A 26,382-nucleotide genomic window follows, 5' to 3' on the forward strand; every position below is an offset into this window, starting at 1 on the left:
ACATGGCCATGTTACTCCCCCTGGTCAGCATACACCCGACTGAAACGCCCATCGCAATGGAACAAAAATAGCCGTTCATCATGTTAAATTCTCTTTGTCATCAGGGGCTACGGAGTCTCTCTGTTAAATTTAACATGGACGGCGGCGAGCAAGCCATCTTTCCTGCCTGGGGGGTTGCACCGGGCGACATACAACTGTCATTAATTATTCATACCAGATAAATACGCGGCAGCTAGGGTGGGTTGAACACGCCACGTTAAGAAGCGCCATGAGCTATTTATCACTTAATAACATCAAGAAAACCTGGGGCGACAAAACCGCGCTGGATAACATCAGTTTTGACGTACAGGAAGGTGATTTTGTTGCCCTGCTGGGACCTTCCGGCTGCGGAAAATCAACCCTGCTGCGTACACTGGCCGGGTTAGAGAACGCGGACAGCGGCATCATTCAGATCCAGCAACGTGACGTGACGGCCCTGCCGCCGTCACAACGTAAACTGTCAATGGTTTTCCAGTCTTATGCGTTATTCCCGCACCTCAGCGTGCGTGAGAATCTGCTGTTTGGCCTGCGGGCTCGGGGCGAAGACAAGCAGCACTTTGCCGCTCGATTGGCAGAGATCAGTAAGCTGATGGAGTTGGAGCCGCTGCTGGATCGCCTGCCGGCTCAGCTTTCTGGTGGGCAGCAACAGCGTGTGGCATTAGGCCGTGCGGTGATAGCTCAAAACAAGCTGTGTCTGATGGACGAACCCTTATCCAACCTGGATGCCAAGCTGCGTCAGAGCATGCGGCGTGAAATTCGTGCGCTGCAGCGCAAGCTGGGTTTGACCATGCTGTATGTCACCCATGATCAAACTGAAGCCATGAGCATGGCGGACAAAATCATTCTACTGAACGATGGTCGCATTGAGCAGCACGACACACCGGACAATTTATATAACAACCCAGCCAGCATTTTTGCCGCACAGTTTATTGGCGCGCCACCGATGAACATCGTCCCATTAACACGCAAAGGCAGCGGATACCATATCGGTAACGCCCCACTGCCCGTGGTGTTCGGCAACCAGGAGGACGCGTTGAGTTTAGGCATCCGCGCCGAAGATATTCGTCTCTGCGCACCTGGCCACGGCAACCTCACCTGCCAGATCCTCAGTGCTGAATATATGGGCGCCGATACGCTCGCCGTTTGCCATCTGCCTGCGGTTCAGGGGCAAATCACGGTGAAAATACCCGGTATGCAGCATTTTACTGAGGGCAGCCTGGTTGGCCTGCAATGGGCAGAGGCGGCGCAGTATCTATTTTCAACCCACAGTGGTGAGCGTTGCCACCAGATGGAACACGCCTTTCAGCCCGTGACACACCAATACGCAATTCAATAATCAAAAGCACCATTTTATTTCAGGGGAAAACCATGTCCGTCTCTATCCGTTTATCCACATTAAGCGCTGCCGTGCTGTTATTGGCTGGCGTTTCTGTTTCTGCTCTGGCGGCAGATGCCGTGAAGCTGCAAATGTACTACCCGATCGCCGTCGGTGGAAAAATTAGCCATACCGTTGAAGGGCTAGTGGCTGATTTCGAGAAGCTGCACCCCGATATCAGTATTCAACCCGTGTATACCGGTGACTACGCCACCACGGTCACCAAGGCACTGACCGCCTTCCGCGGCGGCAATGCCCCGCAAATCGCCGTGATTGGCGATATTGAAGCCTATTCATTGATCGACGCGGGTGCCATTTTACCGGTCAGTGATTTGGCAAATGATGAAGCGGGCAAAGCCTGGATCGACGGTTTCTACCCGGCGTTTATTCGCAAAATTCAGGGTAAGGTTTGGAGCATTCCCTTCCAACGTTCCACCGTGGTGTTGTATTGGAATAAACAGGCCTTTCAGCAAGCGGGGCTCAATGGCGATACCCCGCCAGCCAACTGGCAACAGGTGGTTGATTTCGGTCAGAAACTGGTCGTCCGTAACGGCAACGACGTTAAGCAATGGGGGATTGAAATCCCGTCGACCCCGATTGGTTACTGGACCTTCCAGGGGATTGCCGCCACCAATGGCAGCCATTTGGATAACGGCAAGGGGACGGCCGTGACCTTCAATACCCCGGCTAATGTTGAAGCGCTGACCTGGCTGACCGATTTGGCACAGAAATATCAAGTATCGCCAAAGGGGGCCATTACCTGGAGCACCACCCCGCAGGACTTTATCGACGGCAAAACCGCGATGATGGTTACCACGACCGGCAACCTGACCACCGTACGTGAAAATGCCAAGTTCCCATTTGGGGTCGCCATGCTTCCAGAGAAAACGCAGCGCGGTAGTCCAACCGGCGGCGGCAACCTGTACCTGTTCAAAGGGACCAGCCCGGCACAACAAAAAGCCGCAGTGACCTTTATGCGCTGGCTTTCTGCGCCAGAACAAGCTGCCCGCTGGAGCATCGCCACGGGCTATGTCGCCACCTCACCGGCCGCCTGGGAAACTGCGACCATGAAAGACTATGCCGTCAAGGTCCCGCAAGCGACCGTCGCGCGTGAGCAGTTGAAGTATTCACAACCGGAGCTATCAACCTATAACAGCGTGCAAATTCAGGAATTACTGAACCGCGCCGTAGAGGCCGCTGTGACGCAAGGCAAAACCCCGGCGCAGGCGTTAGACAGCGCGCAAAAACAGGCTGACCGCCTGTTGAAACGTTACCAATAACCGGGGCCGGCATGACCATATCGCACTCTGCTTTGCCCGCCGCACGCCATAAGCGCTTCTCTTTACAGCTTTATGGCTATTTGTTGGTACTGCCGGCATTGGTTTTCCTGATTACTTTTACCCACTACCCGGCGCTGGCTACGGTGTGGGAAAGTGTATTCAGCGCAGCGCACAATAACCAACCGGCCCAATTCGTTGGGCTGGAAAACTACCGTGCATTGCTGGACGACGAGACCTTCATCCTGGCCTTACGCAATAACCTGTTGTATGCGGCAATCACCATCCCGCTGGCCGTTGGGTTAGCACTACTGATGGCCTTGGCGGTAAATCGGCGCATGCGCGGCACCGCACTTGCCCGCGCCGCCTTCTTTATTCCATCGCTGCTGCCGATGGTCGCCATCGCCAATCTGTGGTTGTTTTTCTATACACCGCAGGTGGGATTATTGAATCAATTGTTGGCGCTGTTTTCATTGCCGGCGGTGAACTGGCTGGGCGATCCGGACTCTGCGCTGTATTGCCTGATGGCCGTGTCGGTGTGGCGTGAAGCCGGTTTCTTCATGATTTTTTATCTGGCCGCGTTACAGCAGATTGATCCCAAACTGGCTGAGGCCGCCGAGATTGAAGGTGCTTCCCGCGGCTACTTCTTTAGACGGATCCAGTGGCCGCTGCTGATGCCCACCACGCTGTTTATCCTGATCAACGCCTCAATGAATGCTTTCCGCATTGTCGATCAAGTGATCGCCATGACCAACGGAGGGCCGGACAACAGCACCAGCCTGCTGCTGTTCTACATCTACCGTACGGCGTTCAGCTATTGGGATCTGCCGTATGCCTCGGCAATGACTGTCGTGCTGCTGGTCATTCTGGCCTCTATTGCGTTGGTTAAATTCAATTTGCTGGATAAGCGAGCCCACTATCAATGAGCCTTTCCCTCACTGCCGCGCCGGCACAAACCGGCTCATTACGCCGTATTGGCTGGAATTTACTGACCTGGGGGGCTGCCCTGCTGTGGGTCTTCCCGATCCTGGTCGCGACCTGGGTGGCGATTCATCCCGCAGCCGATCAAGGCGGGTTTTCACTTTTTGCCCCATTGACCACCCAAAACTTTATCAATGCCTGGCATGCTGCCCCGTTTGGACGCTATTTCCTCAACACCGTTTCGCTGGTACTGCTGATTGTTTTCTTCCAACTGATACTGGCCACCATGGCAGCCTATGCGCTGGTACGGTTCCGGCTCAAAGGTGCGGGCATCCTGTTCGCCCTGGTGCTCTTGCAGTTGATGATCAGCCCCGATGTACTGATCCTGAATAACTACCAGACCATTGGCGCCTTGGGGCTGCGCGATACCCTTTTGGGGATTGCCCTGCCTTATTTTGCCTCAGCATTCGCCATTTTCCTGTTACGACAAACGTTTAAAAGCATCCCGCTGGTGCTGGAAGAAGCGGCCATTGTCGAGGGTGCCAGCCGGTTTTACATCTTGCGCCGTATTTATATTCCGCTGGCAAAACCGGTATATGTCGCGTTTGCCTTGGTCTCAATCAGCTTTCACTGGAATGATTTCCTCTGGCCGCTGGTCATTACCGACTCGGTCAATGTACGGCCGCTGACCGTGGGGCTACAGCTGTTTTCGGCACCGGAGCAAGGCGTGCAATGGGCGTTGATCGGTGCCGCAACGTTGATGACCTCTGTGCCGTTATTAGTGCTGTTTTTAGTGTTTCAACGTCAGTTTGTTCAATCCTTTATGCGCGCCGGCATTCGCTAGCGCTGAGCAGGTAACCCATGACTACACACCTCACCGCAGCACAGTCACTGGCCCTGGGTCAGGTCAGTTCGCTTTACCAACACCCTCAGTTTTCCTGCGACCCCATGGCACCTGGCACCCTGCGCTTTGGGCTCATCGCCGATCCGCAATATGCCAACGCCGATCCCAACCTGGAATATAACCGCTACTACCGTAACAGCCTGCGTAAACTGACCCAGGCTATTGCTCAGCTTAATGACTTGCCCTTGGCCTTTGTCGCGACGCTGGGAGATTTAGTCGATGATAACTGGGGCAGTTATGCTGAACTGCTGCCGGTATACCAGCAGTTACGTCATCCGCATGCGGTGGTTATGGGTAACCATGATGCTGATGTGATTTCCCGCCATCTGGCAGCGCAATCCCCTGTACTGGCACTGCCCAAGCACTATTACCAGTTCAGCCTGAAAGGCTATCGCTTTATCGTGATTGACGGTAACGACCTCAGCCTGTATTGCAATCAAGCCAACGGCGATGAACACGCGCAGGCACAGCGCCTGCTGGCCCGCATCCGTGCCGAGCATCAGCCGCAAGCGCAAAGCTGGAACGGCGCAGTGGGTGATGAACAACTGCATTGGCTGGCGTGCAGTCTGGCGGATGCACAAAGCAAAGGGGAAACCGTTGTGGTGTTTGGGCACTACCCCTTAGCACCGGCCAATGAACATAATCTGTGGAACTGCGATGCGTTGGTGGATTTGCTGTGCCGCTATCAGGTACGTGCATACTTTGCCGGTCATTATCATTTGGGTGATTATGTACGGGTGGAAAATACCGACTTTATCACCCTAAAAGGCATGGTCGATGGCGACAATTTGCTCCCCTTCGCCGTAGTGGAACTGGCAGAAGAGACGCTTTCGGTCACGGGTTATGGCCCGGAAATTAGTCGGGTGCTGACTCGATAGAATTCCTACTGCTAATTAGCAATTAGGGGGTTAGGGAACTGGGGTCACTCTACCCCAGTAACTTCTTGCGCTTCCTTTAACGCCTCCTGCCGTAGGATCGATTGTATATAAGCATTTCTATTTTTTAACGAAGTAAAGTCACCTCGATCAATAATACGACCGTTTTCCATTACGATGATTTCATCCGAGAAGTTAAAGGTAGAGCTGCGGTGACTTATGTTAAGTATCATTGCCTCTGGATAACAAAGCTTAATGTTTTTTATCACTACCCTTTCATTGATAACATCAAGAGCCGATGTTATTTCATCAAGGATAATGACACAGGGATTCCGAAGAAATAACCGGGCCAGCGACAGCCTTTGGCGCTGGCCGCCAGAAAGCGTCATGCCGTCATCTCCAATATTCATATCCAGTAGTTCCTGCGAATTGTCAACGGCAAGATCATCAAGCCTGGCTAATTTAAGCGCCGTTTTCAATTGCTCATCAGTTGCTTCCGGGCAAGCGATTCTTAAGTTAAACCTTAGTGTGTCCATAAAAATATAATCATTCTGCGACAGGTGAAAAATCGTATTGGCTCGTTGACTTTGTGATAGATTATTAATATTTATTTCGTCTAATAAAACCTCACCAGTCTCGGATTTCAGATCGCCAGCCAAAAGTTTAGCAATCGTGCTTTTTCCTGACCCACTGCTACCTGTCAACGTGATGAAATATCCTTTTTTAATTTCCATATTGAAGTCGTTAATAATAGGATTTGACATTCCTTCATAATTAAAGCCAAGGCCTTTCATTTTAACGCGCTCAATAGGACCAATCAGGCCTGAACGGCTGCCCTGTGCTGCAGTCACATCAGATAATGAACTAATGAATACATAAAGTGATGTTGTCGATTTTTGTAGGGCCGTAAACATTGATCCAATACTTTCCAAAGGAGATGACAATAAGAATATATAAGATGAAATCATCACAAAATGCCCAATGCTTATTTTGCCGTGACTTACCTGGTATAGTGAATAGAAAAATGACATTCCAAAGAAAACAATATTGCAAACTGATTCAACAATAAGAAACCTCATATCAGCTTTAAGTAAACCCTCATGTTTTTTTTCTATTTTATTAAGGAGTTTTTCATAACGGCCAAAAAGATATTCATAGGAGTTAGATACTTTTGCAGCCCCCATATTCTTAACACTATCTGTAATTAAACTGTATTTTTTTACTGATGTATTGTAAAAGTCATTATATAACCCTACGATTTCAGGGTTGAAGGCATTTTTAATAAAAAAATACAAAATGAAGTACAAGGTAAAAAGCAAGGCGACAACATAATCACCAGAGATGATAATGAATACCACACTAAAAGTTAATTGTAATAATGGAGGGATGAAATTATGAGATATATTCCTTAACAAAACCGTCAGCTCATCTATTGCCTGATTCAGTTTTTGAGTGATATCCCCAGTATTTTCACTTTTTTTTATGGCATCCTCTCTATAGAAAAGGCTTTTTAAATAATGATTGGTCATGCTGATTACAAGGTTGTTTCTCAAAGAAGTTATTAATATGAAATTCAACGCAGAAGCAAGTTTTCTGAGACTCATTATGACAATGTAGCTAAATGCAAGCAGGTAGACAACAGCCTGAAAATTCGTAAGCCTGGTATCAATTACACCGATCAATCGCGCCATGATAACGGGTTGTATGGAAATCAGAATGGTAGATAAAAATGAAATGACGATAATCACAAAGAACTTGGTCTTAGCTGACATTCCTGAAGTATTTTTAAAGTACCTGAGTATAAGCCAAAACTTGTTCATCTAGATTCCTTATATTATTCAATACTAAGACATAACGGGGGCCCCCGTTATGTCTTAAATGTTAGATCTTGACAAACCGTTTAAAACCTAGAGTCGGGTCTATTTTATCGACCTGAGTATCAGTCATGGTCGTCGTTTTAATCAGTAAAAGATCTTTTTCAGTTAACATACAATCCCCTTTAAAAAATTAAAATGATCTGTATAGTATGTAATCATATAATCACATACTAGAAACATCACTTTAAATGATTTAAGTGAACAATCTCGATGCACTTACAATAAAACACAATAATCGAATCCCACTCCGAAAATAAAAATGCCTCGCGCAAACTTATGACATACCCACTCCTTGCGACATGACATAATTCTGTCAGCGGAATATAATTAATTTCTCCTCTATCTAAAATCAGATTGAATAACACTCTAGATACACGACCATTTCCATCATGGAGTGGATGTATGTTCATCAAGAAAGCCGCTGCAATAATTGCACAAAACAAAGTGTTTTCTTTGTAATTATCTGAGATAAATGTTCTCAACTTGCTCAGATCAGAAGGTAGGCATTGAAAGTCCAGGAACTCTGTATAACTGCCATCTTTTTCAGGAACAGTCCTTACATTGATCTCACGAATTCTATTACTTCGATTGAACTCAGTCCCAGCCAAACAAATAAAATCACAAAAACTTTTATCATCATTTAAAATACTAGAAAAGTTAACACTTAAAAAATCAAACGCTTTAAAGTCATTGTCGCTACTTTTATTTTCGTTGGCGAACATTATATCATCCACATACGGACTGAGACGGTGTTTCAAAATAGATACACTTCCATTTTCAATGGAAACTTCAACATTCCTGATAAATTGATGATAATTGCAATCTGAAGAAATTCCATTTTGTAAAGTAGATATGCTGCGATTTAGAATGGTAAGTGTATCCCCTGTTATGTCCTCATCCTTAGGAAGCCCCAATGGCAGTAGCTTGATCACGTTCCCTTGCAACATATAGTTTTCCATAAACGTCTTTCCTTAGCGTAGCCCCCTAAAATCTGTTTAAATTTTTTAATCTATTCACATGACTCTCAAGTTTCATATTTATTAATTTTTTTTAACAATCATGCCCAAATTTGCCCTGGCCGCTGCAGTTTGCCAAAGTGAAATCCTCGTCAAGACGCCAGCCCACCGCCACCCTGGTATGGCGTCTTTCCGGCAATCTTCATCACTTCTGCCCCCAGGGTGACAAAAGGTGCTTGCCGGCAGGCATAGATAAGTCCGCCTGCTTTGGCGCGTACCGCTTTTACCGTATCGGTGATCGGGTCAACAATTTCAGCCACGGCTTCATCTGCCTCTACCCACTCCCCCGGCTGGCGCAGCAACAACAGAATACCGCTGGCGGGCGCTGTGACAATCTCCCCGGCGGCGAACGGTAACATTGTCACGTCTCGCTGCGGTATTACGGGGGATTCACCGGTAACGGCACCCCGGTGTTGCAAATAACGATAGAGACGTTCAGCGTCGGTGCTGGCCAGCTCGTGGCTAATATCCCGTTGCCCACGCAGCTCCAGCGTGACCGCCATACAGCTGGGTGCCAGGTCTTTCAGCGCAGCATGCTGCGTTGCCAGTCGGTGCCAAGGCAGGCCGCAAGCCTCGTCGAAGGATCCGCCACCGCTGTCTTGTGAAAGCAGCACTGCGCCGATATCCATAAAGCACGCCAATACTTCTGCCTGTTCACGCCAGGCGGGATCGGCATACATATGCAAGATTGCACGATCATCACAGTGCAGATCCAGAACCACATCCGCATCGCAGGCGAGCAGAAGCAATTGGCGACGTAATGCCGTGACTTCGCTGGTGTCCTGCAGCGCCTGTAACGCGTCACACATTGCGGCACGCACCTGCAGAGGTAAGGGCTTTCCGAGACTGAAGTCCTGGTTTTTTAACAGCAGTGCCAAGTCGGGAAAGTCTCGGTTGAAGTTGCGGCCGCTAACCAGATCGAAGCGCCCCACGCCGCCATTGAGCAGCACCTGAGCCAATCCGGGCGGGTTGGCAACCGGAACAATGATTATTTCACTTTGCAGTTCCCCACGCCGTTCCGCCTGGCTGAGTAATCTTTTAAGATAATGCAACACCAGCATGCCGGGCAGTTCATCGGCATGTAAACCGGCCTGCAGGTAGATCTTTTCCCCTTTACCCGGCTGGCCGAAATGAAAACTGGTAATTTGGCGCTGCCCACCCAGCGCATGTTCAGGTAACTTATGATGTTTACTTTTCATTGGACGCCCTCTCTGTGGAAAAAAAAGCCCGGCTTGATCGCATCGACAAAAAGATCCTTGAAATACTGTGCCGGGATGGCCGCATTTCCTATCAAAAGCTGTCCGAGCAGGTCAATCTGACCGCTCGCCCTTGTCTGGAACGGGTACGTGGGTTGGAGCGCGACGGCATTATTCGTGGCTATAGCGCCATTATCGAATTGCCTGAGCCGGAACATGCGTTTGTCATTCAGGCGCAGATCGCGCTGGCCGACCATGGGCATTCCCAACCGGCGTTTGAGCAGGAGATGCGCAATACGCCGGAAGTGCTGGACTGCTGGCTGGTCAGCGGCAATTTTGATTTTCTGGTGCGAATCGGTTGCCGCAGTATGGAAAACTACCGGCTGTTGGCCGATGCTTGGCTGACCAGCAAAAAATTCCGGGTGGATAAAATTGTGACGTTAACCGAATTGCAGTCCATCAAACGTTCCTGAGCCGGATTAATCGCGGCGAATAAACGCCAGCCAACGCCGTTCTGCCCGTGAAAACAGGAAGATCAGCAGGAAGGTACACAGCAGGTACAGCGCCGCTGCCATCAGGAACGGAACAAAAGGTGAATAGGTTGCGGCATAAAGGGCGCGCGCCACACCGGTGATATCCAACAGCGTAACGGTACTGGCCAGCGACGTGGCATGCAGTAAGAAGACCATCTCGTTGTTCAGTGCAGGAATGCCACGCCGCAGCGTCGCAGGCAGGACAAGCCTGCGAATGATCTGCCACTGGCTCATGCCATAGGCTTCGCCGGCAATCCACTCCTGGCGCGGGAAAGTTTCCATCATACCGGCCAACAACTGTGCGACGTAGGCACTGGTATTGAGCACCAGCGCCAGCGTGGCGCAGAACGTCGCGTCACGAAACAGCAGCCAGAATGGCTGATCGTTCTGCCAGCCCAACTGCACCACATCAAACTGCGACAGGCCGTAGTAAATCAGCATCAACTGTAGATAAAGCGGCGTACTGCGAAAAAAGTAAGTGATGCTGCGGATGAGCCAAGCCACCGGCCGTGGGCCATAAACCTGGCCGATCGCCATTAGCATCGCCAACAATAAACCGGGTACAACCGACAGCAAGAATAACTTGGCGGTCATTGCCAGCCCGGTCACATCAGAGCCATCACTCCATAAAAAGCTCGGCACCGCTTCCAGCATGTTTTGCAGGTTCATCAGCGTGCTCCTGCCGAATTCGACGACGCCAGCGCATAACGCCGCGACAGCAGGCTAAAGCCCCAACTGGTGATCGCGGTGATCACCATATAAATCAGTGCCACCAGGAAATAGAACAGGAAAGGTTTTTGCGTTGCGCGCCCCGCTTGCTCCGCCAACCACACCATGTCCTCCAGCCCGAGGATCGACACCAGCGCTGAGGCCTTCATCAACCCAAGCCAGTTATTATTAATGCCGGGAATGGCGAAGCTCAGCATCTGCGGTAACAGCACGCGCCGGAACACCTGGCCGGGGCTCATGCCGTAGGCCATCGCCGCCTCAAGTTGGCCGCGCTCCACGGTGAGAAATGCGCCGCGGAAGGTTTCGGTATAGTAAGCGCCAAACACGAAGCCTATCGCCAGTACCCCGGAGATAAAGGTGTTGAAATGCAGGGGGCCCAGCCCCAGCAAACCAAGCGCGCCGTTAACCAGCATCTCACCGCCAAAGAACAGCAGCAGCATGATCACCAGTTCAGGAATGCCACGCACCAGGGTGGTATAACCCGTTGAAACCCAACGCAGCCAGCGCGGACCGAACAGTTTGATCACCGCATTAATCAGCCCAAGCGCCAAGGCAACGGCCAACGAAACCAGCATCACGCACAGCGACAGCGCCGCGCCCTGTATCAGCAATGGCAAATACTCTACGACCATTCCCGGCCTCCCCAATTTAACTGAATGCCGGGTCAGCCGGCGTTAGCGAGCCGGTTTAGTCACCGTAAATATCGAGGCTGAAATATTTTTTCTGGATGGCCTCATAAGTGCCGTCGGCGCGAATGGCTTTTATTGCACCGTTAAGCGCATCTCGCAACGCGGGGTTGTCTTTACCTACTGCGATACCCACGTCGGAGGAAATACTGCTGTCGTTGATCACCGGACCGGCGAAGGCAAACTTCTGTCCGCGAGGTGTATCGATAAAGCTGCTGGCAGCCTGAGTGTTATCCTGTAACGACGCATTAATACGGCCGGACATCAGATCCAGATAGACATTATCCTGATTGGCATAGGAAACAATCTTCACGCCCTTCCCGCCCCAGTGCTGTTTCGCATAGGCCTCATGGATTGAACCTGTCTGGACGCCGACAGTTTTCCCTTTCAGGCTTGCGACCTCTGGCAGTAAATTACTGCCCTTGCGTGCCACTAACTGGGCGGAACTGCGGTAATAGCGATCGGTGAAGTCCACTTCCTTTTTACGCTCATCGGTAATGGTCAGCGAAGCAATAATCGCATCGAACTTATGCGCATTGAGCGCAGCGATCATGCTCTCAAAAGGTTGTTTGACGAACACGCATTTGGCATGCAGTTGGGTACACAATGCATTGGCAATATCAATATCGAAACCGGTGATCTCCCCATTGGGTGCAAGCACATCAAAGGGCGGATAACCGCCATCAACGCCAAAACTGATGGTGTCAAAGGCCTGGGCCGCCGCTGGGCCACCCAGTGCCAGGCTGGTCAATAAAACGGCTAATGTTTTTTTCATGGCTGAGATCCCCGGTGAAAGAAAATACTAGAAACGAAGTGACAGGCAGGTCAGGCCGCCGTCCATTTTTTTGAATTCACTGGTGTCGAGCTGAACGATCGGCATCCCTAACGTTTCAATTTTCGCCAAGGTCTGCGGATAGCCCTGCGGGGTAATCAACGTATCGTTGATCCACAGTGTGTTACCGGCGTAGGACTCGGCTTCTGGAATGACAATGCTGCTGTAAGCGCGAAAGTCAGGATGGTGCTGGTAATCTTCCGTCAGTAACAGGGTATTGCGGCCAACATAGTTAACTATCGATTTCAGGTGCAGCCCGGCACTTACCTCAATCGCAGTCACTCGGTAACCATAGGGTTCTACCGCTGCGGCAAACTCACCAATACCGATATCATCCGTACGTGACGTCAGACCGACAAAGAACTGGCGATCAACCAACAGCACATCACCGCCATCGAGATGGCCACTTGTGCTCATCCGCACCACTGGCCGCTCACCGGCAAACAGGGGGGCAATAGTGTCAACCTCGCCCTGACGGCTGGGTGCCCCGGGATGAGTGATTACCGCCAACTCCGGCATTACCACCGCCGTGTCTTCGACAAAGTGTGCATCAGGAAAGGCCGGCGCAGCGGGCAACACCGTCACTTTGAGCCCCAGGCGGAGCAAGGTGTCCACGTAGGCCAAAAACTGCTGAGCGGTGGCGGCGACATCCGGCGCGCCCAGTTGCGCGGTAGTTTGTCCGCTGCCGCAGCTATCGGCAGGGAGTCTGGCAATGGCTTGAGTAAAGTGCATGGCGATTCTCTCGTTTGAAAGGGACGGTCACTGTTGATTCGATTATCAAACAGATACCGCCGCCAATCAGGTTGAATCCCGCCACCACGACTCTACATTTGCGCTGTTTATGCCTTCGGCAACGACCAATTCCGCTGTGTGCCCCTTTCACGGAATGGGCGGCTGAGCCCCCGTGATGCGTGGCATCACCTCTTTCATCAACGCCAGAAATTTACGCAGACGCGCCGGGTAGTAACTGGCGTACGGGTAAAGCAAATAGATCGGTAATGGCGCCGCACGCCAGTCCGGCATCAATGGGATAAGTCGCCCCTGCTCCAGATCCTGTTTAACTACCCAGGACGACAACATTGCGACCCCAACACCGTTTAACGCGGCTTTACGCACCGCGTAAAGGCTGTCGGTGCTTAATCTGGGCGCAATGTCAAAACGGCAGGTCTCCCCGGTGTCGTGATGGGTCAACGTGACTTCATTGCGATAAAAGCTGTTTAGCGCCAGCCAAGGCAGTTGCGCTAAATCGCCGATTTGATTCAGCGGAGTGCCTCCTGGCAATAACCCTGGCGCCGCTACCACGATGCGCGGCACTTCCGCCAACAATACGGCAACCACCGAAGGATCGGTCACGGCACCGACGTGGATCGCACAATCCACGCCCTCAGGAATGAAATCGGGCGAGTGATCGTTGAGCGTCCATTCCACACTGGTCTGGCGATAACGTTGCAAATAATCGCCCAACGGCCCAATCAACTGGTCCTGACCAAAGGCGTGCGGCGCCCGCACCCGCAATATGCCCACCGGCTCATCGCGCGCACCCCGCAGCTCATCCTCCATGATCTGCCACTGTTCAATCAGCTTACGCGCATGCTGATAACAACGTTCGCCGTCATCCGTCAGCTTCATGGTGTGCGTCGTGCGTTGGATTAACTTAACGCCCAGCAGTTGTTCCAGCACCTGTAGGCGCCGGCTAACGGTGGGCTGCGACGTCTGCATTTGCGCTGCCGCCGCGGAAAGGCTGCCGCTGTCAACGATACGTACCAGCGTTTGCAACATGGCTATGCGGTCGCCATTCGAAAATGAGTTTTTATTCATACGTAATACGTATAACAGTTTTACCTGTCCTGGGGCTACAGTTGGCGGCGAAGAACGGCAAAAATAGCCGCACTTAACCTGTTCTGGATAACCAACATGCGCCTACTTTCATCAGTCGACACCACCACCCTTTCCTCCAACGTTGTTTTTCTGCTGGCAACGGGGGCCGGTCTGAGTGTGGCGTCCATCTACTACAGCCAACCCATGCTGAGCATTATGGGTGATGCATTCCACACCGGAGTGAGTGATACCGGCCTGGTGCCGACACTGACACAAATAGGCTACGCGCTGGGGATATTATTATTGGCCCCGCTGGGTGATCGTCACGATCGTCGGCAAATCATCCGGATTAAAGGCGTACTGCTGGCGCTGACCTTGCTGCTTTGTGGTTTTTCCGCTTCATTCCCGCTGCTGTTGCTCAGCAGTCTGGCGATCGGGTTGGCCGCAACGGTAGCGCAAGACATCATACCGGCAGCCGCTACGCTGGCTTCTGACGCCAACCGGGGAAAAACCGTGGGGACAGTGATGACCGGGCTATTAGCCGGCATTTTGCTATCGCGCGTTTTCAGCGGCGTGGTCGCGGAATATTTTGGCTGGCGCAGCGTTTACCTCCTGGCGGCATTAGGGGTACTGGCCATTACCCTCGCGATGGGGGCTGTATTACCGCGTTTTAAACCCAATACCACGTTGAGCTACCCGGCGCTGCTGCGTTCATTAGGCACGTTGTGGACAGAGTACCCAGCCTTACGGCGTGCAGCCCTGGCGCAAGGTTTATTGTCGGTTGCGTTTAGCGCTTTCTGGTCAACACTGGCGATAATGCTGGCGGAACGGTATCAGTTAGGTAGCGCAGTGGCCGGTGCTTTTGGACTGGCTGGCGCGGCGGGAGCACTGGCGGCCCCCTTGGCCGGCACACTGGCAGATCGTCATGGCCCCGACTATGTCACTAAAATCGGCGCCGCCATGGTGGTGTGTTCATTTGCCCTGATGTTTTTGTTGCCGTTACTGTCAGTACCCGCGCAGTTGACCCTGATCGCCATAAGTGCGGTAGGTTTTGATCTCGGAATACAGGCCACGTTGGTGGCGCATCAGACGATCATCTACGCCATTAACCCGGCCGCCCGCAGCCGCCTTAATGCCATCATGTTTACTCTGGTGTTTATCGGCATGGCGAGCGGCGCCGCTTTAGGCAGCAAGATCCTGGAAAGTGCCGGTTGGCCTGGGGTGATCGCATTGGCAACGTTGGCGGCGACCGGAGGGCTGGTACTGCGGCTGTTAGCCAAGGTCCCCTCGCGTGCCGCTGCCTGATGGTATAGAACGTCAAACACATAGCCGCAGCCTCTGCGGCTATGTGTTTTAAGCGTGTCCGGCCTCTTGGCCATTTTCAGCACAAAACTCTCGATACCAGCGATCTTCGGCTAACAACTGAGTATGGCTCCCCCTGCGGCGTAACCGCCCCGCGGCCACAATGACAATACTGTCGGCCAGCGCCGCCAATCGAGGGTTATGAGTGACATAAATGCAGCTGGCACGCCCACGCTGACGTGCCAGCAATGCCATCACGCGGTTAACGCTGAGTGAGTCCAGGCTCGCGGTGGGTTCATCCAGCAAAAGGATGGGCGTTTTGGCACACAGGCTCCGCGCCAGACAAAGGCGCAGCCGTTGCCCCCCGGACAATGCCGTACCGCCCACGCCAACATCGCTGTCCAACCCCTGCGGTAAACGGGCGATCTCCTGTTGCAGGCCTACCGCCGACAGCGCCTCCTGCATTTCATGTTCTTTTAACGCCGGGTTCGCTAATTGGAGGTTCCAGCGAACACTTCCCCGGAACAGCGGCGTATCTTGCAATAACACATTGCGACACCCTGCCAAGGTTGGTGCGTCAAGCTGACGAATATCCACCCCACCAACCGTGATCAGCCCTTCGGTAGTGTCGGTGTTACGCGCCAGAACACTCAATAAAGTGCTCTTACCCGCGCCGGATGGGCCGACGATGGCCAGCAATCTACCCGGTGGAATATCAAGATCAATATTGCTAAGCAGCACCGGGCCGTCCGGCAAGCGGTAGCTGACCTGCCGCGCGATCACATGGCTGTCCGCCGGCGTCTCACCGGGTTGTACGAATTGGATTGCGGGTGTTTCCAAAACCCTGAGCACCTGCATCAACGCCTGCCAGGCATTGCGTAGCGACTGGCCAAGCTGCGTCATTGCCGCCAAGGGTTCGATAAACCGGACTAACAGCACCATTTCGGCAATCCACAGCGGGATGGTCAGTTCACCTCTGCTGACCCGCCAGGCCCCCAGCAGTAACACCAGTAAGAATACCGCCTGTACCGCACCGGCAAAGATCAACGTGATAGGTAATGAGCGTCGTTGAAGTTGCACCACGTTCCGGTACTGCGCGGTCAGTGCCTGCACCAACCGCTGTCCGGCCTGTTGATTCAACCCCGCAGTGCGCAGTAACGCCTGTTGTTGCCCAAACTCGGCCAGCTGCACGGCGCTGTTCTGTTCTGCCAAATGCCGTTGATCTTCCAGGGCAAGCGTCCGTTGCCCTCCCCAACGTAGCCCCATGCCTAACAGTACCGCGGCGATCAACAGGCAACAGGCCAGCGGCAAATCGATAAACGCCAACCCAACAATAACCGTTGCAGGGGTCACAACCGCCGTAATCAATGGAACCAGCAAATGCGCGGGGATTGCCATGGCCGTCAGTACCGGCCCCCGCACCAACCCCGGCAAATTCACCCTGCCAAGCAGGTTGGCGGGTATACGCGGAATATGCTGGATCAAAGCACCGATCAGTATCCGTACTACCGTACAGCCAGCCAAATACCCTTTCAGCGTCGCCCAAAACATCACGCCGCCATACACCGCGGTGGCCGCCAGCAACGCCCCTAATGCCGACCAAATTTGCGCGCTGGTGCCGCTGAACCAGGCGACGATCAGCGGCACTAACATCAGACCGGCGACACCATCCAAAACGGCGCACAGCGTCATCCACGACAGTGTCTTCACCAGCGGCGTCCGATCCCGAGATGGCAAAGATTTCAGGCGTGTCATATTAATAGCCATAACTGTCTCCCTGGCTGTCCCAAAGCCGGCGATAAAGGCCCCCGGCGGCTAATAATTGCCGGTGGTTGCCACTGGCGACTAACTGCCCGCGCTCCAGCACGAGAATACTGTCGGCATCCATGACATCGGCCAATCGGTGACTGACGATCACCGTGGTGCCCGGCCGCTGACGCAGGCGACCTAATAAGGCCGCGGCAGTTTGTGGATCAAGCGCCGACGTGGGTTCATCCAGCAGTAAAATCGGTGCCGGAGACAGCAAGGCCCGTGCAATAGACAAGCGTTGCAGTTCTCCACCTGAAAGCTGTAAGTCTTGTCCCGGTATGCTTTGGTAACCCAACGGCCGTGCCATGATGTCCTCGTGCAGACAGGCAGCCTTTGCTGCGGCATGGACAGTGGCCTGATCGGCATCCGGACGGTAGAGCGCGATGTTTTGATCCAACGGGCGTGCCAGTGCACATCCCTGTTGCAATACCGGGGTGATCAGTTGAAAACGACAGGCATCGGACAGACTCGCCAAAGGGTGATTCTTGATCCGGATTTGCCCGCTGTCCGGATCCATAAACCGCGCCAACAGCAACAGTAAGCTGCTTTTTCCGGCCCCCGACGGCCCAACAATCGCGGTGACACTGCCGGCTGGCAGCGAAAAATTGATGTTCTGTAGAACCGGTTGATCATCGTAATGAAAACAGAGTTCGCGCACCTCAATATCGACCGGCGCAGTCATGTCGGGCTGTTGTGTTCCGCTCACCATGTCTGGCGTAGCGAGCAACGTATTCAACCGCTCTGCCGCCAATTGGGCACTACGCAGGGCATCACCGCCGTGCCCCATCGCCTGAAGCGGTGCGGCAATTGCCTTAACCAACAACAAAAATACGCACAGTTGCGCGGCTGGCAGAGGCGTCTCGCCCAAGCTCAACGCGCCAGCAATGACCCAAATCCCCAGCAAGGGTGCCCCCAGCAGCAGTTGCATACCCGCGCTCAAACGGCCGATACGCTGAACCCAATGGCTGAATGCCGTCACAAAAAGATCGGTTGCCGCCTGTGCCTGCGCTTGTACCCCGGCCTGCGGATATTGCCGCACGGCAACCGGATGACTGGCCAGCGTGCCGTAGCTTTCCAGCATATCCTCCATCGTACGATCGCGCTGTTCGACATCGGCCCGGAACCGGGGAGCTCGCATCGCCACAAACAACCCAATCGCAGCGCTAAGGGGCAGCAGCGCAAACAGCGCCAGCGACATATTCAGTGAGAACAAATAACCAAAGGCCACCAATGGCACAATCAGCAAATTCACCAAATCCGTCGGCGCATGGGCGATCAACTGATGCAGCGCTCTTACGTCCTGCTCAACGTAACGGGCTACGCCATCCTGGCCTTGATGTACAAACCAGTTCAACGGCAAACGCTGCAATTTTTCCGCTAATGTTAAGCGCAGCTGATGGCAAAGCCCGGCATCTACGCTGTGCGTCAGATACAGTGCCAACGTCTGGCCGATCAGCCACACCAAGCCGCTGACGGCGATAAGCCACAGCCAACCCCTTTCAGCAATAGGTTGAGTTTCTGCTGCGATATATCCCAGCAGGATCCAAGGGACCAATGAACATAGACCTGCCAACGTCTGCAAAAAAATGGCCGCTGCCAGTGGCCGGTAATACGGCCGTAACAGGCAGTGTAATGCCCCTTTCATCGCGCACTCTCCTTAAAATTCCATACCTTACGATAGCGGAAAATCAGGTGAGCTCCGGCGGGGATACTTTTGACAGCGGGACTTTTTATATCGCCCGCCGGTTAGCGTGCCCTCACCGCTCGGGGAGAAATGCCAAAGCGTTTGCGGAATGCGATGGATAAATGTGCGGGGCTGTAACCCACACGATAGGCAATGGTGGCAACATTGGCCTCTTCAGCGCTGAGCATGCGGTGCGCCTGTTGCAGGCGATACTCTTGCAGCCATGCAAAAACGCTGTTGCCGAAGATCTGACGGAAGCCGTTGGTGAGCTTGCGGGTGTTAATCCCCACCTGTGCCGCCAGACGATCCAGTCCTGGAGGATGTGGCAGGTTGGCAATCAACAGATCGCGCGCGGCATGGAGACGCTCAATGTCCGATCGTGAGAGGCGTAGATCGGCCGCCTTTGACGGGGCATCGGACAGGTGTTGCAGGCTCATGGCGATGAGCTCCATCGCCTTACCCGCCAAGTACAGATCGCGCGTGGCACCTTGCAACGGGCAAGTGGCAATCTGTGTGGATAACGCCAACAACAGTTTAGGTGCCGGGCCGATAAGCATTTTCGGCGGTTGCCCTGCCCGAGACGTTAATGCCGCCGGAAGCAGTTCAGCATGTTGATCCTGGCCGTCGCTCTCTAATTGCAAAATGGTGTAGCGCAGAGGGGTGTTGCGTTTAAAACGGTGTGTGACGGCGAAGTCGCCAAGGTTACTGAATGCACAAAGTGAAGGCTCAGCGATATGCCGTTCGGCCTGCCCTGTAACCCGGCATTGCATCTCGCCACTGTGCACCAGCGCCAGTTTGATACCGTTGATCAACGGATCATCTTCCCAGGCAGACTGCGGTTCCAGCCAGGTACCGCTATGTAACAGGATGTGCGGTGCAAATTTTAGGCGCTCGGGGTGCGGAACGGGGGTGATCATTGGCTGATGCTGTGCTGTGGAAAACGGCAGGGTTGTCATAGTGTGCACGGGGTCAGATAACGGGCAACAAGGCTTTCACTATGGCATAACGGCCGGCAAATGAAAGTAATTCTTATTCAATCCACCAACCGCCAGGGAGATGCGCCAACTTCTGAGGTTGATTTCAGCCCGTTACTCTCATATGCCGCCGTTTTGATCGCCTTGACAGGGTTACGGCGGCCACTGATGATGCTTAGCTACCTCATCCGTTTAGGTTCAGATAATGAAAACATCCCCCGCCGTCACCATTCACTATTGTTCGCAATGCAACTGGCTACTGCGCGCAGCGTGGATGGCACAAGAGCTGCTGCACACCTTCAACACCGATCTGGCTGCCGTTACGCTGGTTCCGGGTACCGGCGGCATTTATGAAATTTCCGTCGATGGCGTAGTCATTTGGGATCGAAAAATCGACGGTGGGTTCCCAGAGGCATCTGCGTTAAAGCAACGTCTGCGCGATCGCTGCTTCCCCGAGCGTTCCTTGGGCCATGTGGATAATAAAGGGGCTAAAGGTTAAGGCACTATCGTTTGCGCAGCCTGCCGTAATTGGCTCATGGCTGCCGGCATAGCCAAACCAAAGTTCAGCAAGGCACTGTCATCAATCACCAGCAGGTGCCGCTGCTTACCCGCAGGCGTAAACGCCAACCCAGGTAATTTCCAGAGATTCACTTCGCCGCCCAGCCTGCGCAGACTGCCCTTACCTATTACCAGTAACTGTGGTGCTGCGGCAATTAACCCTTCCTGGGTCAGCAACTGATAGCGAGTCACGTTGGCCATCGCGTTCTGTAAACCGGTGCTGCGAATCGCGCCATCAGCCGCGGTGCCTTTACCGGCACCCATCGCCGAGATACCGGTGTGTGCCATAATGAACAATACCCTGATGGGCAGCGGATGGGTTGGCACGGCATCCAATTGACGAGCCAGTTTCGACTGCAGAACCTGCCCCTCTTTTTCACGCCCGAGCGCGGTGGCGATCACGGCAATTTTTTCATTAATTACGCTCAACGCGGGTTTGCCCGTCACCGTTACAACGGTAATGCCAACCTGCTCAAGCTGCTGTAATACCAACGACGGTTGTGCCAGTTCACTGGCGATCACCAGCGTAGGTTTCAACGCCAAAATGCCTTCGGCATTGAGCTGACGCATATAGCCGATATTCGGCAACTCTGTGGCTTGCAGCGGTTGTTGACTGGTGCTGTCACGCGCGACCAATGCTTGCTGTGCACCTAACGCATAAATAATTTCCGTGACGTCTCCACCAATCGATATCACACGTTCGTTGGCAAAAACCGAAAACGGCAGCGCCAATAATCCTAGAATCCAGGCTCTCATTGGTTTTTTCCTTCATGGGCAGGATAATCAGGTAACAAGCGCCTTCCGATAAGAAAGGTGCTTGTTGGGCTAAAGGTGTATCCAAGGACGGGGCTTAGAAATCGACGTTTACGCCAAGTTGGAAGGTTCTTCCCGGCATAACGGCCAGCGCATTATCGTAAGCATCCTGTTTGGTAGAGTTCGTGAGTTCACGGCTGCTCAGATAATCACGGTATTTTCTGTCGGTGATGTTATATACGCCGCCGCTCAGTTTCACATTACGGGCAACCTGCCAGTAAGCCGACATATCCACCAGACCGTAACCCGGCACCCGCAAATACTCGGCCGTTGCGTCAGTGAGCGTACTGCCGCTGGCGTTGCTATAGCTTTCACGGTTGGTGGCTGCCGCCTGTTTGCCTTTCACAAAGGTCGCAGTAATGGCGGCACCGTAGCGTTTCGCCGGATCATCCCACGCCATCCCTACAATGGCTTTCATTGGCGCGACGCTGTCAATATCGACATATTTGTCGCCTGAATAACTGGACTTGGATTTCCCTTGGTTGTAACCCAGCGCAAAATTCGCGCTCAGACCGTTAACCTGCTCAAACCAGGTGCCGAAATTCAGTCGAGTACTGATTTCGCCGCCGTAGATGTAAGCCTTGTCGCGGTTTTCTGCCTGGTAAATGGTGTAGATATTGGAAGGCACGTTAGTGAACTTGCCCGGGCTGCTGGCACGTTGATAGCGGGTATACGCAATAAAGTTTTTATAGGTGTTGTAGAACAGCGACGTACGCACCGTAACACCCTCAACGACGTCTCCCTTCATGCCCCATTCCAGGTTATTGCTGGTCTCGGTTTTCAGATCGGCGTTACCAATCAACGCATACTGTGCCGTACCTGCATAGCTGGAGCCAAGGTTCCATGAACCATACAGCTGACTGGCGTTAGGGAACTGCGCCCCACGCTTGTACTGTACATAAGTCATCAGCGTTGGCGTAATGTCGTATTGGAAACTGAGTGACGGTAAGACTTGCGTGTCAGTATTGCTTTTGCCGTACAGCGTTTCCAGTTCAGACTCCGTGAGCACCGCGCTCCCCGTGGTCAGACTGCTCAGGTTTTGCGGTTTCGTGCTTTGGTGAGCCACGCGCACACCGGGTACAACGGCAAAGCCATGTCCGTCCAGATCAAACTGGATCCGGTCCTGTACATACCCACCCAGCACGTAACTACGGCTGTCAGACTCTGGCTGCATGATGGCGGTGAACGCGCTTGGCGCCGGTTCTTCCCGGAATGGTCGCTCGGTATCCGCCACGCGTGCATTAACCCCACCACTCAGCGTATGGCGACCCAACGTTTTGGCGATCTGTGTTTCAAAACCGTAGGTGTTAACGTTGTAGTCGGAGTAAACCCGCTCCATGCTGCCGGTACTGGTCGGCATGTAGGTGTTATCATGTGCTTGAGTCTGCTGGTAATAGATTTTTGATGTCAGGGTATCGACAAAATCATTGTATGGCGTCCATTCATCTTTCAGGCTGACGCCCCAACGGCGCGTATTGCTCTGCTGCTGTGCGGTGCCCAGAATGGCGCTTCCGGCCGAATTCCAACTGTCGTAATGGGTATGGTTGGTTTTGTCGTAGTAATCTACCGTGCCGGTGAGTTTGTGCTCGTCGCTGGGTTGCCAGATGCCGGAAGCCATCAGCGCATTGGAATGCCAGTTGGCCGGATAAGCCTCATTGGTACCACTGTTATTTTGCGTTTCCTGCCCATCCCGGCGGCTATACACAAACACCCCTCGCAACTGCTCATCGCCTGCGGCAGCGGTGATGCCGTTATGCCAACTGCGATTGGATGAGTCGTAATCGCTTTGGTAACCAAAGTAGGTCTGCTTGGTGGGTGACAGATACTGGTCCGCCGTCTTGGGTGAAAACGATACCGCGCCACCGATAGAGGTATTACTGCGTTCTGTTGACGTCGCCCCCGACTCAATGTCCACTTGGCCGTACATGTAAGGGTCAAGATAGTCCCTGCCGATACCGAAAGTGTTGAGCCCCGCACGGCTAACATAGCTACGCCCAGTCGCATCTGGTTGTGGGATCCCATCGACATCCAGCCCTACACGGTTACTCTCCAGACCACGGATGTTATATCCGGTGTAACCACTGCGATCGAACCCGCTTTTCCCGGAAGAAGAGCCACCACTGACACCCGTTGCACCAATCAGCGTTTCATAACGCATTATTGAGCCAAAATCATTCCCCCCTTTTTTTTGCATATCTTGTGCAGAAATCGTGGTTATTGTTCCGGCTTTTTTTTCAATTACCGGTGCAACAACCGTTATTTCCTCTTCATTTTGCGTGGTCTTTTGTATTAAGGGTTTATTTACTTCACCATTAACGTAAAAAGTGGTGCTGACCAGAGCCCCGCATAGGACGGACTGCCCGATAATTCCCCGGTAATTAAAAGTTTTGCGCATGTATTAACCCTGCATTAATTATTAGTATAAGCTCGCAGTTGCTTCGTCACCCGGGAGTTAACCGGGATCAACAATATTAATGAAAAGTAATAATGTAAAAATAAAGGTCTTTCTACGTAGACTTGATGAAACACATGATAATGATAATGCTTATCATAAGCAATATCATCACAATATTGATTGATGTATTGACGCACTATTTCCCTATTGCTTACGCAATCCTTACATAGCGGTACTACAGTAGGCCGGAGACGGAGGTTCAAGCATGCAGGGATGAAAAACCCTGAGAGAACGGTGGGCATAACCCACCGTGACTGAGTTAAACAATAAAGTCTGTCGCCGTATTCGCCTGCCCTACAATTTGAACCAGGAAGTCTGGAGAGGCGTGACCATTTATATTCAGCGCTAATTCACTTAAATTGCTTTGTGAATTATAGGTCAGCAGTGCTTCCCCTGCCTGGCCACTGAAATTGTCAACAAAATGAATAAAGTCCGCACCTTTAGCGCCGTGATTAAAGAAGGACAGATCAATTTTGTCGATGCCGGTTTCAAAGTCCACGATCTTATCAGGGGATGCGAAAGGTGAATCACTCACCGCTGCGAAAACAAAAATATCGTTGCCGCTGCCACCATATAGCTGATCCTGCCCCCCACCGCCGTAGATCACATCATTACCGGCACCGCCGTAGAGAATATTGGCGGCGTTATTACCGACGATAACATCATTACCCGAACCACCGATGGCATTTTCAATAATTGCACCCAGTGCAATGGACACGTTCCCCTTCAACCCACCGACATCAGAGAAGGAGCCTTCTGTCAGGTTGATGCGCTGGTTCTGCGTATAGCCGGAGAAATCAAGGGTATCATTACCGCCCGCATCCCAAACGGAGAAAACCAATTTCTGGCTGCTGTCCGTCGCCGTGTAGAAGTCCCTGCCGGTATTGGAGTTGAACCCGTATACCGTATCCCCGGTACGGGTACTGGTATTCGCGCCATAGAGATGTTGAATAGCGGCAATATCGTCAACCAGAGGCGCTGCGGCAAAATAGCCGCCGTTATCACCACCGGTAACGCCTTCATCCCAATAGCTCATCACGCTGAACTGGCGAGTGTCTTCGGCATAGGTCCCCTTCGCATAGCTAGGGTTTTGGCCGGCATTATAAGCACCTGGGTGATCTAACCCCAGCGTGTGCCCTAATTCATGCGTGATGCTCAGGCGGCCGTAGTTGCCCAACTCAGGGTATAAGTTGGCGTAAACCCCGTCGCGGGGATCCGCGTAATCGTAATTGATGTTGAACCAGCTTTGGCCATCGGTATTATGCCCACGATAGTCATTACCCGCTCCGGTAAAGGGCTTAATTGCATAAGCCTGGCCGTCGCCTTCGTAATTACCAAAGGTAATATTGGATTTTTGTCCGGGGGCAACTTCGACAAAATTCAGGTTAGCCACATCTGCCCAAGACTGTAAGGACAGTTTTGCCTGGGCTTTTTGCTGCGCGGTAAAGGCACTTAGGCCAGTGTCTTGGCTGCCGAAACGGGCATTCAGGTTACCCTCGTTATAATCCCAAACCGGGAAGGAATAAGTCACCGTCGCGCCTTGTCCCGTAATATGAACGCCATTCCAGGTCTGTTCACTGCGCGCTATTTGCTTACCTGCCGCCTCCACATCGAAAGAAGGCTTATTATTAATCGTTAATCCATTACCTCTATTATGGTAATTGAGCAAATCATTAACACTGTCCCAACCGCTTGTATTTCCATTCAGGGAATTTTCCATGTCCATCTCCAGTAGGTTAATTCATTCCGTTATATATAATTCAATTGCGATATAAACAACTGCTGCCGACTTATATTGCAGCATTTAAATCGTAGTATGATTTTCAGATTGCTCAATATATATCGCGAAAATAAATGATAATGATGTTAATACCTAATGCGATTCACGGCATGTGCCTTTCCCCGAATGCCCGTGGAACACCCCGCATTCATTTCACCGTCACTTGCCTTTTGCCAGGCCTCTTGCGTTATACTACGCCCCACTTTTTGTAATGAACTCAGATGACTATGGAACGCTTTCTAGAAAATGCGATGTACGCCTCTCGCTGGCTGCTTGCCCCGGTTTACTTCGGCCTGTCCCTGGCCTTGCTGGCACTGTCGGTAAAATTCTTCCAGGAGATTCTTCATGTTTTGCCGAACATTTTCTCCATTGCCGAAGCAGATCTGGTTCTGACGCTGCTCTCATTGATCGACATGGCATTGGTCGGCGGCCTGCTGGTGATGGTGATGTTCTCGGGGTACGAGAATTTTGTTTCGCAATTGGATATCAGCGACGACAAAGAAAAGCTGAGCTGGCTGGGTAAGATGGACGCCACCTCGTTGAAGAACAAGGTTGCCGCGTCGATTGTCGCCATTTCCTCCATTCACTTGCTGCGCGTGTTTATGGATGCCAAGAATGTGCCGGACAATAAGCTGATGTGGTATGTGGTTATCCACCTCACCTTTGTGCTTTCCGCATTTGTCATGGGCTACCTCGATAAACTGACCCGCTACAAGCACTGATCCCCTTTAGCCGCCATGCCCCAATGGCGGCTAACCCTTCTGCCCGCCATTACATTAAAACATTAAAAATCAATTTGTTGAGCAGGCGCTTTAGGCGCAATTAAAGTGACATCGTCACTAAAGTTGGCTTCACTTGCCACGTTACCCATTTCTATTAGTGCCATCTGATGATAATAACATTATAATGTTATTACACTTCGATAAGCG

Annotated in this window: 23 protein-coding genes; 9 read left to right on the forward strand and 14 right to left on the reverse strand. The window is 52.3% G+C overall.

All coding sequences use genetic code 11. From position 1 onward, the window contains the following. Window positions 1-268: 268 nt before the first annotated feature. The 5 genes from AC2FCQ_RS02935 to AC2FCQ_RS02955 are packed head-to-tail and all read left to right on the forward strand — an operon-like array spanning window position 269 to window position 5,394. Window positions 269-1,375 (forward strand): ABC transporter ATP-binding protein, encoded by a 1,107-nt coding sequence (locus AC2FCQ_RS02935; protein ID WP_490307532.1) that lies wholly within the window; start codon window positions 269-271, stop codon window positions 1,373-1,375. Window positions 1,376-1,407: 32 nt separating this feature from the next. Then, window positions 1,408-2,694 (forward strand): ABC transporter substrate-binding protein, encoded by a 1,287-nt coding sequence (locus tag AC2FCQ_RS02940; RefSeq protein WP_209633367.1) that lies wholly within the window; start codon window positions 1,408-1,410, stop codon window positions 2,692-2,694. A gap of 11 nt (window positions 2,695-2,705) precedes the next feature. Then, window positions 2,706-3,617 (forward strand): carbohydrate ABC transporter permease, encoded by a 912-nt coding sequence (locus AC2FCQ_RS02945; RefSeq protein ID WP_490307533.1) that lies wholly within the window; start codon window positions 2,706-2,708, stop codon window positions 3,615-3,617. Next, window positions 3,614-4,456, forward strand: a complete 843-nt coding sequence (locus AC2FCQ_RS02950) for a carbohydrate ABC transporter permease (RefSeq protein WP_209633363.1) — start codon at window positions 3,614-3,616, stop codon at window positions 4,454-4,456. Before AC2FCQ_RS02945 ends, AC2FCQ_RS02950 begins: the two co-directional genes overlap by 4 nt. A 17-nt stretch (window positions 4,457-4,473) precedes the next feature. Then, window positions 4,474-5,394: a metallophosphoesterase gene (locus tag AC2FCQ_RS02955; RefSeq protein WP_490307534.1), complete on the forward strand. Its 921-nt coding sequence runs from the start codon at window positions 4,474-4,476 to the stop codon at window positions 5,392-5,394. 44 nt (window positions 5,395-5,438) lie between these two features. Here AC2FCQ_RS02955 and AC2FCQ_RS02960 read toward each other — a convergent pair whose 3' ends face one another. The 3 genes from AC2FCQ_RS02960 to AC2FCQ_RS02970 all read right to left on the reverse strand — a co-directional run bounded on the left by AC2FCQ_RS02960 (window position 5,439) and on the right by AC2FCQ_RS02970 (window position 9,483). Beyond that, entirely contained in the window at window positions 5,439-7,211 is a 1,773-nt protein-coding gene (locus AC2FCQ_RS02960) for an ATP-binding cassette domain-containing protein (RefSeq protein ID WP_490316605.1), read from the reverse strand. A gap of 236 nt (window positions 7,212-7,447) precedes the next feature. After that, a complete protein-coding gene (locus AC2FCQ_RS02965; protein WP_490307536.1) occupies window positions 7,448-8,227 on the reverse strand; it encodes a Fic family protein in 780 nt (259 codons plus the stop codon). A gap of 149 nt (window positions 8,228-8,376) precedes the next feature. Then, a complete protein-coding gene (locus tag AC2FCQ_RS02970) occupies window positions 8,377-9,483 on the reverse strand; it encodes a succinylglutamate desuccinylase/aspartoacylase family protein (RefSeq protein ID WP_404759630.1) in 1,107 nt (368 codons plus the stop codon). A gap of 14 nt (window positions 9,484-9,497) precedes the next feature. Here AC2FCQ_RS02970 and AC2FCQ_RS02975 point away from each other — a divergent pair, with 14 nt between their 5' ends. Further along, the gene (locus tag AC2FCQ_RS02975) at window positions 9,498-9,953 is read left to right on the forward strand and encodes an Lrp/AsnC family transcriptional regulator (protein ID WP_265556865.1); all 456 of its coding nucleotides are present in this window, start codon (window positions 9,498-9,500) and stop codon (window positions 9,951-9,953) included. A gap of 6 nt (window positions 9,954-9,959) precedes the next feature. On the opposite strand, the gene AC2FCQ_RS02980 is transcribed toward AC2FCQ_RS02975, so the two are convergent. The 5 genes from AC2FCQ_RS02980 to AC2FCQ_RS03000 all read right to left on the reverse strand — a co-directional run bounded on the left by AC2FCQ_RS02980 (window position 9,960) and on the right by AC2FCQ_RS03000 (window position 14,078). Then, complete coding sequence (locus tag AC2FCQ_RS02980; protein WP_209633351.1) at window positions 9,960-10,682, reverse strand: ABC transporter permease; 723 nt, start codon at window positions 10,680-10,682, stop codon at window positions 9,960-9,962. Then, window positions 10,682-11,374, reverse strand: coding sequence for an ABC transporter permease (locus tag AC2FCQ_RS02985; protein WP_209633349.1), 693 nt, complete (start codon window positions 11,372-11,374; stop codon window positions 10,682-10,684). Before AC2FCQ_RS02985 ends, AC2FCQ_RS02980 begins: the two co-directional genes overlap by 1 nt. A 55-nt stretch (window positions 11,375-11,429) precedes the next feature. Then, window positions 11,430-12,203 (reverse strand): ABC transporter substrate-binding protein, encoded by a 774-nt coding sequence (locus AC2FCQ_RS02990; RefSeq protein WP_490307537.1) that lies wholly within the window; start codon window positions 12,201-12,203, stop codon window positions 11,430-11,432. A gap of 27 nt (window positions 12,204-12,230) precedes the next feature. Further along, window positions 12,231-12,992: a dimethylarginine dimethylaminohydrolase family protein gene (locus tag AC2FCQ_RS02995; RefSeq protein ID WP_490307538.1), complete on the reverse strand. Its 762-nt coding sequence runs from the start codon at window positions 12,990-12,992 to the stop codon at window positions 12,231-12,233. 147 nt (window positions 12,993-13,139) lie between these two features. Beyond that, window positions 13,140-14,078, reverse strand: coding sequence for a LysR family transcriptional regulator (locus AC2FCQ_RS03000; RefSeq protein WP_490307539.1), 939 nt, complete (start codon window positions 14,076-14,078; stop codon window positions 13,140-13,142). Window positions 14,079-14,174: 96 nt separating this feature from the next. On the opposite strand from AC2FCQ_RS03000, the gene AC2FCQ_RS03005 reads away from it, so the two are divergent. Then, window positions 14,175-15,383, forward strand: a complete 1,209-nt coding sequence (locus AC2FCQ_RS03005; protein ID WP_490307540.1) for an MFS transporter — start codon at window positions 14,175-14,177, stop codon at window positions 15,381-15,383. Window positions 15,384-15,431: 48 nt separating this feature from the next. Here AC2FCQ_RS03005 and AC2FCQ_RS03010 read toward each other — a convergent pair whose 3' ends face one another. From AC2FCQ_RS03010 to AC2FCQ_RS03020, 3 genes are all read right to left on the reverse strand, one after another. Then, entirely contained in the window at window positions 15,432-17,147 is a 1,716-nt protein-coding gene (locus tag AC2FCQ_RS03010) for an amino acid ABC transporter ATP-binding/permease protein (RefSeq protein ID WP_490307541.1), read from the reverse strand. Next, window positions 17,137-18,834 (reverse strand): ABC transporter ATP-binding protein, encoded by a 1,698-nt coding sequence (locus AC2FCQ_RS03015; RefSeq protein WP_490307542.1) that lies wholly within the window; start codon window positions 18,832-18,834, stop codon window positions 17,137-17,139. The genes AC2FCQ_RS03010 and AC2FCQ_RS03015 overlap by 11 nt, the downstream gene beginning before the upstream one ends. Window positions 18,835-18,935: 101 nt before the next feature. Beyond that, window positions 18,936-19,790 carry a helix-turn-helix domain-containing protein gene (locus tag AC2FCQ_RS03020; protein ID WP_209633334.1) on the reverse strand — a complete coding sequence of 285 codons (855 nt, stop codon included), beginning with the start codon at window positions 19,788-19,790 and terminating at the stop codon, window positions 18,936-18,938. 262 nt (window positions 19,791-20,052) lie between these two features. Here AC2FCQ_RS03020 and AC2FCQ_RS03025 point away from each other — a divergent pair, with 262 nt between their 5' ends. After that, window positions 20,053-20,346 (forward strand): Rdx family protein, encoded by a 294-nt coding sequence (locus tag AC2FCQ_RS03025; protein WP_209633332.1) that lies wholly within the window; start codon window positions 20,053-20,055, stop codon window positions 20,344-20,346. Here AC2FCQ_RS03025 and AC2FCQ_RS03030 read toward each other — a convergent pair. The 3 genes from AC2FCQ_RS03030 to AC2FCQ_RS03040 all read right to left on the reverse strand — a co-directional run bounded on the left by AC2FCQ_RS03030 (window position 20,343) and on the right by AC2FCQ_RS03040 (window position 25,393). Further along, the gene (locus AC2FCQ_RS03030; protein ID WP_490307543.1) at window positions 20,343-21,161 is read right to left on the reverse strand and encodes a heme/hemin ABC transporter substrate-binding protein; all 819 of its coding nucleotides are present in this window, start codon (window positions 21,159-21,161) and stop codon (window positions 20,343-20,345) included. The two genes, AC2FCQ_RS03025 and AC2FCQ_RS03030, sit on opposite strands and share 4 nt — an antisense overlap. Before the next feature lie 94 nt (window positions 21,162-21,255). Then, the gene (locus AC2FCQ_RS03035) at window positions 21,256-23,613 is read right to left on the reverse strand and encodes a TonB-dependent receptor domain-containing protein (RefSeq protein ID WP_490307544.1); all 2,358 of its coding nucleotides are present in this window, start codon (window positions 23,611-23,613) and stop codon (window positions 21,256-21,258) included. A 319-nt stretch (window positions 23,614-23,932) separates the two neighbouring features. Then, a complete protein-coding gene (locus AC2FCQ_RS03040; protein WP_490307545.1) occupies window positions 23,933-25,393 on the reverse strand; it encodes a serralysin family metalloprotease in 1,461 nt (486 codons plus the stop codon). A 287-nt stretch (window positions 25,394-25,680) separates the two neighbouring features. Between AC2FCQ_RS03040 and AC2FCQ_RS03045 the strand changes: the two genes are divergently transcribed. After that, entirely contained in the window at window positions 25,681-26,175 is a 495-nt protein-coding gene (locus tag AC2FCQ_RS03045; RefSeq protein WP_209634202.1) for a TIGR00645 family protein, read from the forward strand. The last annotated feature ends 207 nt before the right edge of the window (window positions 26,176-26,382 follow it).

It is taken from the genome of Serratia sp. CoH_134_PS_4 (assembly GCF_058190535.1).

Bases quoted from the DNA above. Each gene is read 5' to 3' on its own strand.
- AC2FCQ_RS02960 (WP_490316605.1), bottom strand. From the start codon at position 7,211: ATGAACAAGTTTTGGCTTATACTCAGGTACTTTAAAAATACTTCAGGA.
- AC2FCQ_RS03030 (WP_490307543.1), bottom strand. From the start codon at position 21,161: ATGAGAGCCTGGATTCTAGGATTATTGGCGCTGCCGTTTTCGGTTTTT.
- AC2FCQ_RS02990 (WP_490307537.1), bottom strand. From the start codon at position 12,203: ATGAAAAAAACATTAGCCGTTTTATTGACCAGCCTGGCACTGGGTGGC.
- AC2FCQ_RS03045 (WP_209634202.1), top strand. From the start codon at position 25,681: ATGGAACGCTTTCTAGAAAATGCGATGTACGCCTCTCGCTGGCTGCTT.
- AC2FCQ_RS03010 (WP_490307541.1), bottom strand. From the start codon at position 17,147: ATGGCTATTAATATGACACGCCTGAAATCTTTGCCATCTCGGGATCGG.
- AC2FCQ_RS03005 (WP_490307540.1), top strand. From the start codon at position 14,175: ATGCGCCTACTTTCATCAGTCGACACCACCACCCTTTCCTCCAACGTT.
- AC2FCQ_RS02940 (WP_209633367.1), top strand. From the start codon at position 1,408: ATGTCCGTCTCTATCCGTTTATCCACATTAAGCGCTGCCGTGCTGTTA.
- AC2FCQ_RS02965 (WP_490307536.1), bottom strand. From the start codon at position 8,227: ATGGAAAACTATATGTTGCAAGGGAACGTGATCAAGCTACTGCCATTG.
- AC2FCQ_RS02935 (WP_490307532.1), top strand. From the start codon at position 269: ATGAGCTATTTATCACTTAATAACATCAAGAAAACCTGGGGCGACAAA.
- AC2FCQ_RS03025 (WP_209633332.1), top strand. From the start codon at position 20,053: ATGAAAACATCCCCCGCCGTCACCATTCACTATTGTTCGCAATGCAAC.
- AC2FCQ_RS03020 (WP_209633334.1), bottom strand. From the start codon at position 19,790: ATGATCACCCCCGTTCCGCACCCCGAGCGCCTAAAATTTGCACCGCAC.
- AC2FCQ_RS02970 (WP_404759630.1), bottom strand. From the start codon at position 9,483: ATGAAAAGTAAACATCATAAGTTACCTGAACATGCGCTGGGTGGGCAG.
- AC2FCQ_RS03000 (WP_490307539.1), bottom strand. From the start codon at position 14,078: ATGAATAAAAACTCATTTTCGAATGGCGACCGCATAGCCATGTTGCAA.
- AC2FCQ_RS03040 (WP_490307545.1), bottom strand. From the start codon at position 25,393: ATGGAAAATTCCCTGAATGGAAATACAAGCGGTTGGGACAGTGTTAAT.
- AC2FCQ_RS02980 (WP_209633351.1), bottom strand. From the start codon at position 10,682: ATGAACCTGCAAAACATGCTGGAAGCGGTGCCGAGCTTTTTATGGAGT.
- AC2FCQ_RS02950 (WP_209633363.1), top strand. From the start codon at position 3,614: ATGAGCCTTTCCCTCACTGCCGCGCCGGCACAAACCGGCTCATTACGC.
- AC2FCQ_RS02995 (WP_490307538.1), bottom strand. From the start codon at position 12,992: ATGCACTTTACTCAAGCCATTGCCAGACTCCCTGCCGATAGCTGCGGC.
- AC2FCQ_RS03035 (WP_490307544.1), bottom strand. From the start codon at position 23,613: ATGCGCAAAACTTTTAATTACCGGGGAATTATCGGGCAGTCCGTCCTA.
- AC2FCQ_RS02985 (WP_209633349.1), bottom strand. From the start codon at position 11,374: ATGGTCGTAGAGTATTTGCCATTGCTGATACAGGGCGCGGCGCTGTCG.
- AC2FCQ_RS02955 (WP_490307534.1), top strand. From the start codon at position 4,474: ATGACTACACACCTCACCGCAGCACAGTCACTGGCCCTGGGTCAGGTC.
- AC2FCQ_RS03015 (WP_490307542.1), bottom strand. From the start codon at position 18,834: ATGAAAGGGGCATTACACTGCCTGTTACGGCCGTATTACCGGCCACTG.
- AC2FCQ_RS02945 (WP_490307533.1), top strand. From the start codon at position 2,706: ATGACCATATCGCACTCTGCTTTGCCCGCCGCACGCCATAAGCGCTTC.